12 protein-coding genes are annotated in these 17,765 nt (G+C 73.7%); 7 read left to right on the top strand and 5 right to left on the bottom strand.

The window, feature by feature from the left end:
- On the bottom strand, positions 1–329 hold a 329-nt coding region (locus tag ABZW32_RS35740), incomplete at its 3' end, for a carboxyl transferase domain-containing protein (RefSeq protein ID WP_356224444.1).
- A gap of 497 nt (positions 330–826) precedes the next feature.
- Between ABZW32_RS35740 and ABZW32_RS35735 the strand changes: the two genes are divergently transcribed.
- The 4 genes from ABZW32_RS35735 (at position 827) to ABZW32_RS35720 (ending at position 7,301) form a co-directional block, all read left to right on the top strand.
- The gene (locus tag ABZW32_RS35735) at positions 827–3,763 is read left to right on the top strand and encodes an AAA family ATPase (protein WP_356224442.1); all 2,937 of its coding nucleotides are present in this window, start codon (positions 827–829) and stop codon (positions 3,761–3,763) included.
- A gap of 85 nt (positions 3,764–3,848) precedes the next feature.
- Positions 3,849–4,655, top strand: coding sequence for a metallophosphoesterase (locus ABZW32_RS35730; RefSeq protein WP_345199806.1), 807 nt, complete (start codon positions 3,849–3,851; stop codon positions 4,653–4,655).
- Positions 4,652–5,461, top strand: coding sequence for a 4'-phosphopantetheinyl transferase superfamily protein (locus tag ABZW32_RS35725; RefSeq protein ID WP_356224440.1), 810 nt, complete (start codon positions 4,652–4,654; stop codon positions 5,459–5,461). Before ABZW32_RS35730 ends, ABZW32_RS35725 begins: the two co-directional genes overlap by 4 nt.
- Before the next feature lie 178 nt (positions 5,462–5,639).
- Entirely contained in the window at positions 5,640–7,301 is a 1,662-nt protein-coding gene (locus ABZW32_RS35720; protein WP_356224438.1) for an NAD(P)/FAD-dependent oxidoreductase, read from the top strand.
- 100 nt (positions 7,302–7,401) lie between these two features.
- Here ABZW32_RS35720 and ABZW32_RS35715 read toward each other — a convergent pair whose 3' ends face one another.
- From ABZW32_RS35715 to ABZW32_RS35705, 3 genes are all read right to left on the bottom strand, one after another.
- Entirely contained in the window at positions 7,402–8,811 is a 1,410-nt protein-coding gene (locus ABZW32_RS35715; RefSeq protein ID WP_356224436.1) for a class I adenylate-forming enzyme family protein, read from the bottom strand.
- 125 nt (positions 8,812–8,936) lie between these two features.
- Positions 8,937–9,581, bottom strand: coding sequence for a thioesterase domain-containing protein (locus ABZW32_RS35710; RefSeq protein WP_356224434.1), 645 nt, complete (start codon positions 9,579–9,581; stop codon positions 8,937–8,939).
- A gap of 81 nt (positions 9,582–9,662) precedes the next feature.
- On the bottom strand, positions 9,663–10,250 hold the full coding sequence (locus ABZW32_RS35705) for a sugar phosphate nucleotidyltransferase (RefSeq protein ID WP_356224432.1): 588 nt from the start codon (positions 10,248–10,250) through the stop codon (positions 9,663–9,665).
- A gap of 313 nt (positions 10,251–10,563) precedes the next feature.
- Between ABZW32_RS35705 and ABZW32_RS35700 the strand changes: the two genes are divergently transcribed.
- The 3 genes from ABZW32_RS35700 to ABZW32_RS35690 all read left to right on the top strand — a co-directional run bounded on the left by ABZW32_RS35700 (position 10,564) and on the right by ABZW32_RS35690 (position 13,661).
- Positions 10,564–11,583 carry an ABC transporter ATP-binding protein gene (locus tag ABZW32_RS35700; protein WP_285529945.1) on the top strand — a complete coding sequence of 340 codons (1,020 nt, stop codon included), beginning with the start codon at positions 10,564–10,566 and terminating at the stop codon, positions 11,581–11,583.
- Positions 11,580–12,443 (top strand): ABC transporter permease, encoded by an 864-nt coding sequence (locus tag ABZW32_RS35695; protein WP_356224430.1) that lies wholly within the window; start codon positions 11,580–11,582, stop codon positions 12,441–12,443. The genes ABZW32_RS35700 and ABZW32_RS35695 overlap by 4 nt, the downstream gene beginning before the upstream one ends.
- Positions 12,444–12,719: 276 nt before the next feature.
- Entirely contained in the window at positions 12,720–13,661 is a 942-nt protein-coding gene (locus ABZW32_RS35690) for an ACP S-malonyltransferase (protein WP_356224429.1), read from the top strand.
- An 85-nt stretch (positions 13,662–13,746) separates the two neighbouring features.
- Here the strand turns inward: ABZW32_RS35690 and ABZW32_RS35685 are convergent.
- Positions 13,747–17,765: type I polyketide synthase (locus tag ABZW32_RS35685; protein WP_356224427.1), on the bottom strand; the 4,019-nt coding region annotated here is incomplete at its 5' end.

The following is a 17,765-nucleotide window of genomic DNA, read 5'->3' as shown; positions in this document are numbered from 1 at the left end:
GTGGCGTGGGCCTCGCCCAGCGCGCCGCCGAAGATCCGGAAGTCGTGCGCGTAGACGAAGACCGTACGGCCCTCGACGGTGCCCCAGCCGGTGATCACACCGTCCGTGTAGGGCTTCTTGGCCTCCAGACCGAAGCCGGTGGCCCGGTGCCTGCGGAGCTGCTCGACCTCCCTGAAGGAACCCTCGTCCAGCAGGAGCGCGATGCGCTCACGCGCGGTCAGCTTGCCCTTGGCGTGCTGCGCTTCGGTCGCCCGGTCACTCGGCCCGCGCCGCGCCCGCTCGCGCAGATCGTGCAGCTCGGTCACTTTCCCGGTGAGGTTCGTCGTCATGTGCCCTCTCCACCCCGACCCCGCGAGGCGGGCGGCTCATCGCTTCCCGCGGACCGCAGAAGGCCCGCGCCCCGCCATTAAACGAGCCACCGTCACAGGACCTCCACCTCCTCCGACCCCTAATCTGCGTGCGGCCACCCCTAGAGCAGGAGAGGCCGAATAGGCACCGTTTGAGGTTCCCTTGAGGTTTCCGGAAGGTTACCGAACGCGCCCTCCAGAAGAACATGTCGATTCTGTGAACCAACCGGGCGCAGACTGCGTTTCATTGAAAGCGGAAGCCCGATCGGCGGTCGCTCAAGAAGCGATCGAAAGTTGCTAGAGTTCGATCGGGACCTGCCGAACGGGAAGAACCGGCCTGCCGTTTGACCAACGGTGAGCGCAGAATTCCATGCGCTCCTCGGGCACCGTCCTCCTCGTGCGGCCTCCACGGAATAGCCATGCCATGCGACAGGACCGAGATGTGTCGCTCCGAATCCCAGGGGGAGGCTTCCACAGCCATGTTGGTCGAGCGGGATGAACAGATCGCCAAGCTGACCGCCTGGGTGACCGGCGTCGCCCGGACCCACACCGCCACCTACTCCGTCGGACACGCCGCCGGACACGCCGCCGCGCGCCGCAACGCTCCCGACGATCCCGTCAGAGCCGGCCGGACGGCCGTGGTCAGCGGGCCCGTCGCGGCGGGCAAGACCGCCCTGCTGCACCGGGTCCTGGAACTGACCGCCGAGAGCGGCGTCCGGATCCTGAGCGCCGTGACCTCCGCCTCCGAACAGCACATCCCCTTCGGCGTGGTGGAGGAGCTGCTGCGGGACACCACCGACACCGCCGGGCCCCTCCCGCTCCACGGGGCCGCCGGAAACGGCGAACTCGTCCCCGCGCAGACCCTCATGGCCTTCCACGCCCGGCTCGCCGGCCTCGTGGCGCGCGGGCCGGTACTGATCGCCATCGACGACGTGCAGTACGCCGACCCCCAGTCCCTGCACTGCCTGCTCTACGCCCTCGGCCGGGCCCGCTCGACGGCGGGCGGCCCCGCACTGGTCGTCACGCGCGGCCCCGACGCGGGCGCCCCGGCTCCGCGCGTCCTGGACGAGCTGCTCCGCCAGGCGGAAGGACCGCACCTGCGGCTGGGACCGCTGAGCGCGCGGGGAGTGGAGGAACTCCTCGCCCACCGGACCGGGGAGGGCCCGCTGCCGGCGGGCGCCGCGCCCGGCCCCTCGCGCACCGCCCGGGCCGCCGCGTCCCTGCACACGGCCACCGGCGGCAACCCGCTGCTGGTCCACAGCCTGCTGGACGACCGCGTACCTCGCCTGCGCGCCGGGGAGGCGGTCGACGGATCGTTCCCCGCGGGCGAACAGTTCGTGCAGAACGCGCTGATCTGCGTGCACCGGACCGGGGCCGAGGGCCTGCGGGTCGCCCAGGGCGTCGCGCTGCTCGGCAGCGCGTCGCCGCGTCCGCTGCTGGCCCGCCTCGTGGAGAGCGACGAGCGGACGGTGGCGGAGGTGGTGGACGCCCTCGACGGCACGGGCATCCTCCAGGGCGAGCGCTTCCGGCACGGCGCGGTACGCAGGGCGGTGCTGGAGAGCCTCGCCGACGACGCCCTGGCCGCACTGCGCCGACGGGCGGCGAGGCTGTCGTACGAGGCCGGAGCGGCGCCGATGGTGGTCGCCGCGCACCTGCTGGGCCAGGAGCCGGGCCTGCCCGACGAGGACTGGGTGCCGGGCGTCCTCGCGGCCGCCGCACACACGGCGCTGGCCTCCCAGCGGGTCGAGTTCGCGGTGCGCTGCCTGCGGCTGGCCGAGGAGTGCTCCCACGACGAAAGAGAGCGCTTTCAGCTCCGGGCCGACATGGCCAAATTCATCTGGCGGACGAAGCCGTCCGCCTGGGCGCAGGAACTTCAGCCGCTCAACGCCGCGCTGCGCCAGGGGACGCTGCCGGTCGGCGACTCGCTGCGGCTGGTCGGCGGTCTGCTGTGGAACGGCTGGATCGACGATGCGGCGAGCGCCATCCGGCACGCCGTCGACGGCATGCCGCAGCCGCCGGACCCCGCGATGACCGCGCAACTGTCGCACGTACGAATACTGTTGGCCTCGACGTACCCCACGCTGCTCGGCCTGCTGGACGGCGCGCTGGGCCCGGACGGCGGCGCGGCCGCACGGCACACCGCGGAGGACGGGGCCATGGCCGGCATCCGGGTGCTGCACGGGGTGCTGAGCGCGGGCACCGCGGCCCCGGGCCACCGGGAGCGGGCCGCCCTGGACGAGGAGTCCGCCCTCGCCGCCGAGCGCATCCTGGCCGGGATCCGGCTCACGGACGAGACCCACTTCACGATCCGGGCCTGCCTGCTGGCCCTGTTGTATACGGAACGGCTGGGCGAGGCGTCGCTGTGGACGGACCGGCTGCTGGACGAGGCCGCCGCGCACGACGCCCCCGGCTGGACCGCCGTCCTGCAGGCGATGCGCGCGCACATGGCGCTGCGCCGCGGCGAGCCGGCCCAGGCGCGGCTGCTGGCCGAGCAGGCGCTGGAACAACTCACCCCGCACGCCTGGGGCGTGGGCATCGGCATGCCGCTGTCCGCCCTCATCGAGGCGCGGACCGCGATGGGCGACCACGAGGCGGCGGCGGCCCTGGTGGACCATCCGGTACCCGAGAAGATGCTGCTGACGCGCTACGGACTCCACTACCTCTACGCGCGTGGAGGGCACCGGCTCGCCACCGGGCGCCACCACGCGGCGCTGACGGACTTCATGGCCTGCGGACGGCTGATGCGCGAGTGGAACATGGACCGCGAGGGGCTGGCGCCCTGGCGCATCGGGGTCGCGGAGGCCTCGCTCGCCCTCGGCGCCCGCGACCAGGCGGAACGCTTCGCCCGGGAGCAGCTCGCCCGTGGGGCCGGACCGCGCGTGCGCGGCCTGGCCCTGCGCGTCCTGGCGGCCGCCCGGCCGCTGGCCGACCGGCCCGCGCTGCTGGACCGGGCCGTGACCCTGCTCCAGGGGGAGGGCGACGCGCACGAGCTGGCCCGTACGCTGACCGACCTCGGCACGGTGTACGAGCGGCTCGGCGACGCGGCGCAGGGCAGGAGCTGCACCCGCCGTGCCTGGCGGATCGCCGAGGTGCGGGGCGCCCGGGAGGGCGCGCCGCGGTCCCGGACGGAGCCGTCCGAGACCGGCATCACGCTGCCGCGGGCGATGCCCGCGCCGGTGCCGGGCGCCGCAGTGCGGACGACGCGGCAGAGCTCGGCGTCCGCCCTGACGGACGCCGAGCGGCGGGTGGCCTCGCTGGCCGCCCACGGCTACACGAACCGGGAGATCGGGGCGAAGCTGTTCATCACCGTCAGCACGGTGGAACAGCACCTGACCCGCGTCTACCGCAAGATCAACATCACGCGCCGGCAAGACCTGCCCGTCAGTTGGGAATCCGATGTCGCACACACTGCCTGACCCCGCCGCCCGGACCGGCGGCGCGGGCGGATCCACGCCCGCCCCCGGACCCCGGCTGCTCGCGGTCAGCGACCTGCACATCGGGATGGCCGACAACCGGCCCATCACCGAGTCCCTGCGCCCCGCCCACCCGGACGACTGGCTGATCGTCGCCGGTGACGTCGGTGAGCTCACCGAGGACATCGAGTGGGCGCTGCGCCTGCTGTCGGGGCGGTTCGCCAAGGTGGTGTGGGCTCCGGGCAACCACGAGCTGTGGACCCCGCGCGAGGACACGGTCCAGGCCCGCGGCGAGAAGCGCTACGCGCACCTGGTGGACCTGTGCCGCACGCTGGGCGTGGTCACCCCCGAGGACCCCTGGCCGGTGTGGCGGGGCCCGGGCGGCCCGGTGGCGGTCGCCCCGCTGTTCCTGCTGTACGACTACACCTTCCGGGTGGCGGGGACGCGGACCAAGGAGGAGTCGCTGGCGCGGGCGCACGAGGCGGGGGTCGTCTGCACCGACGAGTACCTGCTGCACCCCGACCCGCACCCGAGCCGGGACGCCTGGTGCCGGGAGCGGGTCGCGCTGACCCTGCGCCGGCTGGAGGAGCACGACCCGTCGCTCCCGCTGGTCCTCGTCAACCACTTCCCGCTGGTCCGCGAGCCCACGGACGTGCTGTGGCACCCGGAGTTCGCGCAGTGGTGCGGCACCGTGCTCACCGCCGACTGGCACCGCAGGTTCCGTACGGCCGCCGTGGTCTACGGGCACCTGCACATCCCCCGGACCACCTGGTACGACGGGGTGCGCTTCGAGGAGGTGTCGATCGGCTACCCGCGCGAGTGGCGCCGGCGCGGCCACCCCAAGGGTCTGCTGCGGCAGATCCTCCCCTACACCGGCGGAGAGGACACGGCGTGATAGAGACCCTGCTGCCCGAAGGGGTGGCCGCGGGCGAGGCCTTCGGACCGGACGGCGCGGCCGTGCTCTACCCCGAGGAGGCGGCTCTGGTCGCCACCTCGACGGACCGCCGCCGCGAGGAGTTCACCACCGTACGGGGCTGCGCCCGGCGCGCGCTGGACGCGCTCGGGCTCCCGCCGGCACCGGTCCTGCCGGGCAAGCGGAACGTGCCGCAGTGGCCGGCCGGGGTGGTCGGCAGCATGACCCACTGCGCCGGCTACGCGGCCGCCGTCCTCGGCCGGGACACCGACCTGGTGGCGATCGGCATCGACGCCGAGCCGGACCGGCCGCTGCCCCGGGGGGTGCTGGACTCGATCGCCCTGCCCCGGGAACTGGCCTGGGCCCGTACGCCGGTGACGGGGACGGGCCGGCTGTGCCGGGACCGGCTGCTGTTCAGCGCCAAGGAGGCCGTGTACAAGACCTGGTACCCACTGGTGGGCACCGAGCTGGACTTCGAGGACGCCGACATCTCCTTCCGCACGGACGCCGAGGGCCCGGCGGGCGCCGGCGCGGCCGGGCGCGCGGGGGGACCTGCGGGGGGACCCGCCGTCAGCGCGGCCGAGGGCCTGCGCCAGGGTTCCTTCCGGGCCCGTGTGCTGCGCCCGGGCACCGGCCGCGACGGCCGCCCGGTGACGGCGTTCACCGGCCGCTGGCTCGCCCGGCGCGGGCTCGTCGTCACCGTGATCACCGTCCCGGCCCGGCGGACCGCCGCCGGGGACGCCACCCCGTACGGCGGTCCGGGCACCGCCGGACGCCCGGGTCGGTAGGGGTTGTCCGGCTACGGGGCCGCTGCGTAGCGTGCGAGGACCGGACCGAGTGCGCACGGCGTAGGACACGTGCCCCTCCCGCCGTCCGGGCCCGCTGCGATGCCGCGACCTCCGGCCGCGCCCGGCTCGCTCCGGTTCCCCTGGAAGCGATGTCGCACCGGCCCGAGAGGTACTCCAGATGACATCAGCAAGCCCGGCTCCCACCACCATGCTCGTGCCGGACTTCCCGTTCTCCTACGACGGCTGGCTCCGCCATCCCGCGGGCCTGGGCTCGCTGCCGCCCGACCGGGCCGGCACGCCGGTGGCGGTCGTCGGCGGCGGGATGGCGGGACTGACCGCCGCCTACGAACTGATGCGGCTGGGCCTGCGCCCGGTCGTCTACGAGGCCGACCAACTGGGCGGCCGGATGCGCTCGGTGGCCTTCCCGGGACGGCCGGACTGCGTGGCGGAGATGGGCGCGATGCGCTTCCCGCTGTCGGCCCGCTCGCTGTTCCACTACATCGACCTGCTGGGGCTGCGCACCAGCCCCTTCCCCAACCCGCTGGCGCCGCACACCCCCAGCACCCTCATCGACCTGGGCGGCGTACGGCACACGGTGCGCGGGGCCGGCGAACTCCCCGACGTCTACCAGGAGGTGGCCGCCGCCTGGGAGAAGGCCCTCCAGGAGCGGGCGGAACTGGCCACGATGCGCGACGCCGTCCGGCGGCGCGACGTCGAGACGCTCAAGCACGTCTGGGACCGGCTGGTGCGGGAGTTCGACGACCAGTCCTTCCACGGCTTCCTCGCCACCAGCTCGGCGTTCCGCTCCTTCCGGCACCGGGAGGTCTTCGGGCAGGTGGGCTTCGGTACGGGCGGATGGGACACCGACTTCCCGAACTCGCTGCTGGAGATCCTGCGCGTGGTCTACACGGAGGCCGACGACCACCAGATGGCCATCGCCGGCGGCTCCCAGCAGGTGCCGCGCGGGCTGTGGGAACACCGGCCCCAGCAGTGCGCGCACTGGCCGGCGGGCACCTCGCTGGCCTCCCTGCACGGCGGCTCGCCGCGGCCCGGGGCACGCGCGGTCGCCCGCGCGGGGGCGGAGTTCACCGTCACCGACACCGAGGGCCGCGTCGACCGGTTCCCGGCCGTGGTCTACACCCCGCACGTGTGGACGCTGCTGAACCGGGTGGAGGCCGATCCGGCGCTGCTGAGCGCGCCGCTGTGGACGGCGGTGGAGCGCACCCACTACATGGGCTCCTCCAAGCTGTTCGTGCTGACCGACCGCCCGTTCTGGCGTGACGTGGACCCGGACACGGGCCTGCCGGTGATGAGCATGACGCTCACGGACCGGATGCCGCGCGGGGTCTACCTCTTCGACGACGGCCCGGACCGGCCGGGCGTGATGTGCCTGTCGTACACCTGGAACGACGACTCCCTGAAGATGGCCACGCTCGGCCCGCGGGAGCGGCTGGACGTGCTGCTGGGCAAGCTCGCGGCGATCTATCCCGGGGTGGACGTCCGCTCCCACGTGATCGGTGATCCGCTCACCATCACCTGGGAGACCGAACCGCACTTCATGGGCGCCTTCAAGGCGAACCTGCCGGGCCAGTACCGCTACCAGCGGCGGCTGTTCACCCAGTTCATGCAGCGCGGGCTGACGGCCGGGGAGCGCGGCTTCTTCCTGTGCGGCGACGACGTGTCGTGGACGGGCGGGTTCGCGGAGGGGGCCGTCACCACGGCGCTGAACGCGGTGTGGGGGGTCGTGGACCACCTCGGCGGGGCGAGCCACCCCGACAACCCCGGCCCCGGCGACCTCTTCGACGCGCTGGCGCCCGTCGAGCTGCCCTACGAGGAGTGACCGGGGGCGCCCGTCCGGCGCACCGGCCGTACACGGGACGAAGGCGCCCCCGCGATGCCGCGGGGGCGCCTTCACCGCTCCGCCCCTGGGGGCGCGGTCCTCACGCCTCGGCGGCGAGCACCGCCAGCGCCTTCTTGTCGGGCTTGCCGTTGCGGTTCAGCGGGAACTGCTCCAGCACGACGACCTTGTTGGGCTGTTCGTAGACCGGCAGCAGCCCGCACAGGCGCTCGCGCCAGTGGGCCGCGTCCCGCAGCTCCTCGTCCTCGACGAAGAACACCAGCTGGGAGCCGCGCAGTTCGTCGGGAAGGGGGACGATCCGGGTGGGGCAGCCTTCGGCGGCCACCTTGCGTTCGATGAGTTCGGGGTAGAGGGTGTATCCCATCCGGTGGACGGCGAACTTGCGTCCGAGGACGTGCAGGTTGGCGTCCGCGTCGAGGTGGCCGAGGTCGCCGGTGGCCTGCCAGCCGGTGGCGTGCGCGGGGGCGATGGTGCCGTCCTCCTGCACCTGGCCCTCCAGGGCGTCCGGGGTGTCGACCTCGATCTCGCCCGTCTCCCCCGCCGGCAGTTCCCGGCCGTCCTCGTCGACGATCCGCAGCCGGATCCCCTCCATGGCCCGGCCGCAGGCGACCGGGTTGTCGAGGGTGGCGAAGGAGATGTTGCCCAGTTCGGTGGAGCCGTAGCTGTCCAGCAGCGGCAGGCCGAACTCGGCGACGTACTGGCCGACCAGCGGCGCGTCGAGCGGGGCCGCGCCGACGCAGAACATGCGGGTGTCGGCGAGGTGGGCGCGCAGCGCGGGCTTGCGGGTGACCAGGCTGAGGATGCTGCGGTAGCTGGAGGGGGTCGCGTCGATGACGGTCACCCCGGCGTCGCGGGCCATGCGCAGGGCGCGGTCCAGCCGGCGGTAGGGGGCGATCACCAGGGAGCAGCGGGTGAGCCAGGCGATGAGCACCATCGACAGGCCGTACTGGTGGGCGAAGGGCAGCAGCGGCATCAGCACGTCGTCGGGGCGGTGCCCCACCTGGTCGGCGTTGCGCTGGAGGTTGCGCAGGAACGAGGCACCGGACTTCACCACGCCCTTGGGGGATCCGGTGGAGCCCGAGGTCCACATGATGAGGCCGTCGGGCAGTTCGCCCCAGGGCCCGAAGTCCAGGCCGGGTTCGGTGGGTTCGTGGTCGGTGACGGCGACCATCAGCTCGTAGAGGTGGACGGGGTCGGCGTCCTGGTAGATGGGGGTGTCGTCGTCGACGAAGGTGACCTTCACGCCGGTGCGTACGGCGATGCGGCGGGTCTCCTCCTGGTGTTCCTGCTGGTCGACGAGGACGATCGAGGCGCCGACGTGCATCAGCGCGTACAGCACGCACACGTAGCTCGCCGAGTTGCCGGCCTTCAGCATGACGCGGTCGCCGAGGCCGACGCCCCGTTCGCGGATGGCACCGGCCACCCGGAGGGCGTCCTGTTCGAACTCCTCGATGGTCCGTACCGAGTCTGCTGCGCATATCTTCGCGGTCATCGGTCGCACAATGTCCTTCCTCTGGGCCCTGCCACGGCCGGGCGGCGTGCGGTCCGCCGGGCCTGGGCCGGGCCCGTTCATGGGGTGGATCGCCGGATCAGCGAGCGTCACCGGTGATGGGGTGGTCAGTCCGGGTCGGGTTCACCGAGCGAGATCAGCTGGTCGTGCACGATGTTGACCACCTCCCGGCGGTAGGTGGTCAGGTAGCCACGGGCGCCGGGAAAGACCTCCAGGTCGAAGCGGCCCGAGGTGCTGCGCCGCCAGGACCGCACGGCCGACACCGTGGCGCGCGGGTCGTGCCGGGCCGCCAGGGCGACGACCCGGCAGTCCAGCGGCGGCGGCCCGAGGCTGCCGCGGTGGCCGGGTGCGGCCTGCCCGGAGACGAAGAGGGTCAGGGGTGCCGTGTACGTCTCGCGTTCGAGCCGGCAGCCCACCGCGTAGGCGAGATCGGCCCCGTGCCGGTGCCCGAACAGGGCGAACGGGCGGTCGGCCCAGCCCCGTACGGCCTCGAAGACCTTGTCGGCGAGTCCCGTGCCCGCTCCCGGATCGAGGTCCTCGTCGCAGAGCGTGGACGGGTACTGGACGATGAGCAGCTCGACGGTGGGGAGCAGGAGGTCGGCCATCGCCAGGTAGCAGAACGGTGAGTTCCGCGAGCTCGGGAAGCAGATCATCCGGTAGCTGCTGGGCACCGCGGGCTGCCTGATCTGTATCAGGCTGACCCCGTCGGGGGTGGTCTCCCCGGCGGCGGGCCGGTCGTGCGCATGCGTCATGCTCCCTGAAACTCCGCATCGGGTGGTGCCCTGACGACTCGTGGTCGGGCATACGAACGGCGCCTCCCGTGCGGAGGGCCTTCATGGACGGATCTGTGGCCCGCCGCGGCCTGCGGCGCCGGCGGTGGGGCCGCCGTCGTGGACGACCTCCAGGCCCTGGCCGGCCAGCCACCGCAGGACGTCCGGCAGGCCGCTCTCGCCGGGGAGCGCGTCGGGTGCGGCGTCGGCGGCCCGGTGGACGGCTTCCGTGAAGAAGTACACGCCGGGCCGGTCCGCCGCCGCCTGCGCGGCGGGGCGCCGGGTGCGGAAATCCTCCATCTGCTCACCGATCCCGCCCGGGACGAAGGTGTCGCCGGAGAGCGTCACGAAGTCGTCCTCGCCCAGCCAGTCCCGCGCGCAGCGCAGGGCGTGGGCCGGGCCCAGCGGCCGGTGCTGGGGCAGGTAGGTGACGCTGACGCCGAAGCGGCCGCCGTCGCCGACGGCCGCCCGTACCTCGTCGGCGCCCTCCCCGAGGACGATGCCGACGTCGAGGATGCCCGCGTCGGCGATCCCCTCCAGGACGTCGAAGAGCACCGGCTTGCCGACGTCCGGGCCCGGCCTCCCCTCGGCCGCGGCGGGCAGGGGGCGCGGGCTGGTGCCGGATCTCCCCGACAGGACGAGTGCTTTCACGGGGTCTCCTCGCGGGAAAGGTGAGGCGAACGGAGATGTCCGGCGCGGTCACGCGGTGGCGTCGTGAGCATATTTCCCGGCGGCAATCCGCGATCACCCCTATTCCCCCCTAACCAATTGGGCATCGCCCCTAGCCGCGCCCCCGCAGGGGCCGTCGGCCCACCCCGCATGCTAGACAGGACGCCAACAGTTCCGTGTCCTATTCAGTCGGCGCCCGACGCGCGGCCGGTCACGCGATATTCCCCCCGCGAAGCCCAGGCCGCCGTTGCGCGTCCCGCTTGATTCGCAGGAATAAATGAAACCTGAAAGACCCGTGGAATCCACTGTCGTGGTCGACGGACTCGTCAAGAAGTACCGCGACCGGGACCAGCCGGCAGTGAACGACCTGAGCTTCTCGGTACGCCGGGGCGAGGTCTTCGGCTTCCTGGGACCCAACGGAGCCGGCAAGACCACCACCATCGGCATCCTGACCACCCGCGTGGCCCCCACCGCGGGGCGCGCGTTCGTCCAGGGCGTGGACGTCGTGGCCCATCCCGCCCAGGCCCGCCGGGCCTTCGCCGTCGTGCCGCAGCGCAACAACCTCGACCAGTCGCTCACCCTGCGGCAGAACCTCACCTTCCACGCCGGCTACCACGGCATGGGCCGCGCCGAACGGCGCCGGCTCGCCGACGAGTGCCTGGAGTGGGTGGGGCTCGGCGACCGCGGCAAGGACCGCGGCGACCAGCTCTCCGGCGGCCAGGCGCAGCGCGTGATGATCGCCCGGGCGCTGATGCACCGGCCCGACGTCCTCTTCCTCGACGAGCCCGCCAACGGACTCGACCCGCAGGCGAGGCTGTTCATCCACGAGCGGGTGGCCGAGCTGAGCGGGCGCGGTGTGACCACCGTCCTCACCACCCACGACATGGACGAGGCCGCCCGGCTGTGCGACCGCGTCGGCATCGTGGACCACGGCCGGCTGCTCGCCCTGGACACCCCGCAGGCGCTCATGGAGAGCCTGAGCGGCACGGCCTGCACCCTCACCGTGCGGCCCGGGGAGTCCGGCGCCGTCGAGGTGGTCCGCCTGCTGGAGAAGATCGAGGCGGTGACGCGGGTCGAGCGCGTCGAGCCGCCCCGCGGCGAGGAGGGGGGGCAGGGCCCGGACGCCGCGGCGGACGGGGCCGACGCGGACGCCCCCGTACGGCTGCGCCTGTACAGCGACGCGCCGACCGGCGCGCTGCTCCCGGCCGCGATCACCACCCTCGCGGCGGCGAACTGCGACATCAAGGACATCAAAGTGGGCACCGCCACGCTGGAGGACGTCTTCATCTCGCTGACCGGCAGGGAGCTGCGATGAGCACCGCCACCACCGCCGCCGCCGACGCGGCCGATCCGGTCGCCGGTTTCCCCCGCGAGCTGCGGCCCGAGCCCGCGGGCGTCCGCTCGGTGACCCGTACGTTCTTCTTCATCCTGTGGCGGGACGTCTTCGTCACGGGCCGCGAGCTGCCGACGTTCCTCGCGCAGGTGCTCGTGGAGCCGTTCTTCATCCTGTTCGTCTTCGGCAAGGTCCTCGGCGAGCTCGGCTTCACCGGCGGCGGCTTCCAGCAGGTGCTGCTGCCCGGTGTGGTGGCGCTCAACGCCTTCCTGGTGAGCCTCCAGAACACGGCGCTCCCGCTGATCATCGACTTCTCCTGGAGCAAGGAGATCGAGGACCGCCTGCTGGCCCCGATCCCCACCTTCCTGGTGGCCGTCGAGAAGCTGGTCTTCGGCATGCTGCGCGGCATCGTCGCCTCGCTGCTGATGATCCCGATGGGCTTCCTGGTCCTCGACCACGCCTCGTGGCCCATGGACCGCTTCCCGGCCACGGTGGGCGTGCTCCTGATGGGCGCGCTGGCCGGCAGCACGGTGGGGCTGACCATCGGCACGCTGGCCCCGCCGCGGCACATCAGCATCGTCTTCGCGGTGACGCTGACCCCGCTGATGTTCACCGGCTGCACCCAGTTCCCGTGGCACGGGCTGGCGGAGGTCCGCTGGTTCCAGGTGCTGTGCACGCTCAACCCGCTCACCTACGTCACCGAGGGCATCCGCTCGCTGCTGCTGCCGCCCGGCGGCCCCGGCTCGATCCCGCTGTGGGTGTGCGTCTCGGCGCTGACCGCGGCGATCCTGATCTTCGGGTCGATCGGCATCAAGGGCTTCCACCGAAGGGCCCAGGACTGACCCCCGCCCCCTCCTCCCGGCCTCGTGCCCGGACCGGCGCACCGCGCGCCGGCCGGGTGCGGGGCCTTCTCGCTGCCCGCCCCCATCCCCTTCCCGGAAGCAAAGGATTCACGAATCATGACTCGTTCCGCCGCGATCGCTGCCGATTTTCCCGCCGATTCCCCGGCCGATTCGCCTGCCGATTCCCCTGCCGACATCACGTCCGAGAACACGGTCGGCTCCTCCGCCGCGGAATCTCCTGAACCGCGCTCCGGAACCGCGATCGTATTCCCCGGAATGGGACCCGCCTCTTTCGCCGAAGTCGGCAAGTTCCTGCTGCTCGACCCGTATGCGCGGGTTCGCCTGGCGGAGGCGGACGAGGCGCTCGGATACTCGGTGTTCGATCGCTTCCGGGACGCGGAGGAGGATTATTCGGTCGATTTCCAGATCGCCTTCCTGGTGAACTCGATGGCGCTGGCGGACCGGGCCGTGGACACCCTCGGTGCCGTCCCCACCGTCTGCGCCGGGCCGAGCTTCGGCCAGAAGGCCACCGCCGCCTTCGTCGGCTCGCTCTCCTTCCCCGAGGTCGTACGGCTGACCGCCGAGCTGGCCCGCTGCGAGGAGGAGTACTTCGCGGACGCCTACGAGGACGTGGTCACGCACTGCTTCGTCCGCACCCCGCAGGACCGGCTGGACGAGATCCTCGCCGGGTTCGACGACCGGGGCGCCTGGTACGACTCCTCCGGCCGGCTCGACGCGGGCTTCCACATGCTCTCCGTGCGCGAGGGGGACCTCGACGCCCTGAACGCCGGCATCAGCGCGGCCGGCGGCTACTCCATGTACTCGATGCGGCCGCCCGTGCACGCGGCGGCCTTCTCGGCTCTGCGCAAGAAGGCGGAGGAAGAGGTCTTCGGGGCGTACGAGTTCGCCGACCCCTCCCTCCCCGTGGTCGTCGACCACGACGGCAGCGTCATCCGGGACGCCGCCGGGATGCGCACCATGATGCTGGACACCTTCGACCGGCCCATCCACTGGCCGAGCATGGTGGAGTCCCTCAAGGGGCTCGGCGTGGGCACCCTGTACATGACCGGCCCCGACAGCCTCTTCCACCGGCTCGACGTCACCAAGGACAACTTCGAGGTGCACGCGGTGGGCCTGCCCAAGAAGCGGGCCCGCGAGCGCGAGCGGCAGCACGCTCTCGAGCGCTCCCGGGCGGCGCGGGTCCGGCGCGGCGTCTGAGGCGTCCGCACCGCCGCGCACGAGAGCAGGGCCCCACCCCCCTGGGGGGTGGGGCCCTGCTCTCGTGTCACCGTCCGGGCCGTGGTCAGGACCGGGCGTCCAGCCACTGCCCGACCGCTGCCGCGGTCTCCTGGGCGTGCTGCTCCATCATCGTGAAGTGGTTGCCGGGGGCGTCCACGGCCGTGTGCTCCAGGTCCCAGTAGGAACGCCAGTCGCCGGTCGCCGCGCGCTTCCAGTCGAAGAACCGCTCCTCGGCCCGGACCAGCAGCGTGGGCGACTTCACCGCCTGCGGCTTCCAGCCGCCGAAGAGCCGGAAGTAGGCGCCCATCGCCAGCAGCCGGCTGTCGTCCACCGGGACGTAGCTGCCCTGACGCTCGTCGACGCCTTCCGACAGCCCCGGCTGGATGCCGAGGATGGCGTCGTCGTCGTGCGAGTAGATGTCGATCAGGACGACCGCCTCGGGGAAGACCCCGGCGTCCTCCAGCCGCCCGGCCACCGCGTGGGCGAGCATGCCGCCCGAGGAGTGGCCGAGGAGCACGAACGGCGCCCCGTCCGTGTGCCGCAGGACGGCCTCGGCCTGGGCCTCGATCACCGCTCCGGCCGTCGAGGGCAGCTGCTCGCCCCGCAGGAAGCCGGGGGCCGCCATGGCGTGGACGTCGCGCCGGCCGCGGAAGGCGGAGGCGAACCGGGCGTACTGGTGCGGCCCGGAGATCGACAGGATCGAGGAGAAGCAGACCAGCCCCGGACCCTCCTCGCCACGCGCCAGCCGCACCAGGGCGGGCGCCCGGCGCAGCTCGGCCGCCGAGGAGAACGAGGGCCTGAACCGCGAGGCCTGCATCAGCAATTCCATGAACTGGCCGGACGCGCCCTGCGTCCCCGCCTCCTGGAGCATCGCGCCGAAGACCCCGGAGTCCTCCTCCGCGTCCCGCTCCGCCGTCCCGGCGGCCCCGGCGGGCACGCCCGGGCCCTCGGCGAGCTCGGTGCGCAGCCGCTGCGCGACCAGCAGCGGGGTCGGGTGGTCGAACAGCAGGGTGGCGGGCAGCCGCAGGCCGGTGGCCGCGTTCAGCTGGTTGCGCAGCTCGACGGCGGTCAGCGAGTCCAGGCCGAGCTCCAGGAACCCCTGGGACTCCCCCACCGCCTCGGGCGAGGGGTAGGCCAGCACCGCGGCGGCATGCGCCCGCACCACGTCGAGCAGGACGCGCTCCTGCTCCTCTTCCGGCAGCGCCGACAGACCCGCGAGGAGCTGCGCGGCGGCGGAGGCCGCCGCCGTCCCGGCGCCGTGCGCGGCGGCCTTGCGCAGACCGCCCCGGACGAGCCCCCGGAAGACCGCAGGCAGGGCTCCGGACTCGGCCTGGGCCCGCAGCGGGGCGGTGTCCAGGCGGATGGCGAGGAAGACGCTGCCCGCGGCCGGACCGCACGCCGTGTCGAAGAGGGCCAGGCCCTGCTCGGAGGTGAGCGGGGCCAGACCGGCGCGCGCCATCCGCTGGACGTCGGCGTCGGTGAGCTCGCCGGTCATCTCGCTGCGCTGCTCCCACAGCCCCCAGGCCAGGGACACGGCGGGCAGCCCCTCGGCGCGCCGGCTGTGCGCCAGGGCGTCGAGGAAGGCGTTGGCCGCCGCGTAGTTGGCCTGGCCGGGGCTGCCGAGGGTGCCCGCGGCCGAGGAGAACAGGACGAACGCGGCCAGGTCCAGGTCCCGGGTCAGCTCGTGCAGGTGCAGCGCCGCGTCCACCTTGGGCCGCAGCACCGAGTCGATCCGCTCGGGCGTCAGGGACGGGACGAGCCCGTCGTCGAGGTGCCCCGCGGTGTGGACGACGGCGGTGAGCGGGTGCTCGGCCGGGATCCCGGCCAGCAGGGCCGCCAGGGCCTCCCGGTCGGACGCGTCGCAGGCGACGACGGCCGCCTCGGCGCCCAGCGCGGCGAGTTCCGCGACGAGTTCCGCCGCGCCGGCCGCACGCGGTCCGCGCCGGCTGGTGAGCAGCAGGCGCCGGGCCCCGTGCTCGGTCACCAGGTGCCGGGCCAGGAGGCTGCCGAGCACGCCGGTGCCGCCGGTGATCAGGACGGTGCCGTCCGGGTCCGGCACGGGGACCGGTGCCGGCCGCGCGGCCTCGGCGGCGGCGCCTTCCGCCGCCGCCTCCTGCGGCTCGGGGCGCTCCGCCGGGACCCTGGCCAGCCGGGCGGCGCGCAGTACTCCCCCGCGCAGGGCGAGCTGCGGTTCGCCGCTGGCCACGGCCGCCGCCAGCAGCGCGGGGTGTGCCGCCCGCGCGGCGTCGGCTCCGGAGTCCAGGTCGATCAGCAGGAACCGGCCGGGGTTCTCCGACTGCGCCGAGCGCAGCAGGCCCCAGACCGAGGCGTGCGCCAGGTCCGCCACGCCCTCGCCCGGCAGCGCCTCGACGGCGCCCCGGGTGAGCACCGCGAGGCGGGAGCCGGCGAACGCCTCCTCGGCCAGCCAGGCCTGTACGAGCGCGAGGGCGTCGCGGGTCGCCTGCCGGGCGGTCCCGGCCGTGTCCTGCGGACCCTCGGCGGCACCGGCTCCGGGCGTGGCGTACGTGACGAGCACGGTGTCCGGCGCCGGCTGTCCGGCGGTCACCACGGCGCCGAGGGCGTCGAGGTCTCCGTAGACGTCGGCGGTGGCGTCCGCCCCTCGCAGCGCGGCCTCCAGGCCGAGGGTGTCGGGCCCGACCAGGGCCCAGCGGCCGGCCGTGGCGGCGGGGTCGGCGGCCGCGGCGGGAACGGCGGGCCACTCCAGGCGGAACAGCGACTCGTGGAACGCGGAGCGGGCCGACGTCAGCGCGGCCGGGTCGAGCGTGCGCAGCAGCAGCGACTCCACCGACACGACGGGCTCGCCCTGCTCGTCGAAGGCCGTGAGGGACACGGCTCCCGATCCGGCCGGGGCCAGCCGCACCCGCAGCGCGTCCGCCCCGACGGCGTGCAGGCCGACGCCGGTGAAGGCGAAGGGCAGCCGCATCCGGGCCTCCGCGCCGGGCTCCTCGTCGTCGGCGGTGAGGAAGGAGCCGAGGGCGAGGCCGTGCAGGCCCGCGTCCAGCAGCGCCGGGTGCACGCCGAAGTGCGCGGCATCGGCCTGCGGCCCCTCGGCGAGGGAGAGTTCGGCGAAGAGCTCGTCGCCGAGCCGCCAGGCCGCCCGCAGGTTGCGGAAGGCCGGTCCGTACGCGTATCCGCCGGCGGCGAACAGCTCGTACAGGTCGTCCACTTCGAGCTCGTCGGCGCCCGCCGGGGGCCAGGTCCGCGGAGCCGGGGCCGGCGCCGCGGCCGGGGTGTCCGCCGCACCGAGCACACCGGCGGCGTGCCGCGTCCACGGCTCGCTCTCGGCGCCTCGGCCGTCCTCGCCGTCCCGGGCCTCGGGACGCGAGTACACGTGCAGTGCCCGCCGTCCGTCCGCGTCCGGGGCCGCCACCGACAGCCGGAGCTGGAGTGCCCCGCGCTCGGGGAGCACCAGCGGGGCTTCCAGGGTCAGTTCCTCCAGGACGGTGCTGCCGGCCCGCTGGGCGGCGTGCAGCGCGAGTTCCACGAAGGCCGTGCCGGGCAGCAGCACGGCACCGGCTGCGCGGTGGTCGGCCAGCCAGGGGTGGGTCGTGAGGGACAGGCGGCCCGTGAAGAGGAACCCGTCCGAATCCGGCAGTTCGACGGCCGCGCCCAGCAGCGGGTGCTCGGCCTTGCCGAGTCCGGCGGAGGCCACGTCGCCGACGGCGGAGACCGGTACGTCGATCCAGAAGCGGTCGCGCTGGAAGGCGTAGGTGGGCAGGTCGACGCGTTGTGCGCCGGTTCCGGCGAACACGGCGTCCCAGTCCACGGCCACACCACGTACGTAGGCCTCACCCAGGGAGAGCCAGAACCGCTCCAGACCGCCCTCATTGCGCCGCAGGGAACCGAGGACTGCGGCCTCGCGGCCCGCGTCCTCGACCGTCTCCTGCAGCCCGACCGTCAGCACGGGATGCGGGCTGGACTCGATGAACACACCGAACCCCTGATCGAGCAGCGTCCGCGTGGCCCCCTCCAGCTCCACCGTCTGACGCAGGTTGCGGAACCAGTACGCGCCGTCCAGCTCGGGGCCCTCGACCCACTCACCGGTGACGGTCGACAGGAACG

Origin of the sequence: Streptomyces sp. NPDC004667, assembly GCF_040609475.1 — a bacterium.
Classification (GTDB): domain Bacteria; phylum Actinomycetota; class Actinomycetes; order Streptomycetales; family Streptomycetaceae; genus Streptomyces.
The sequence above is the reverse complement of the archived record's forward strand: the minus strand, read 5'-3'. Positions and strand labels throughout refer to the sequence as shown.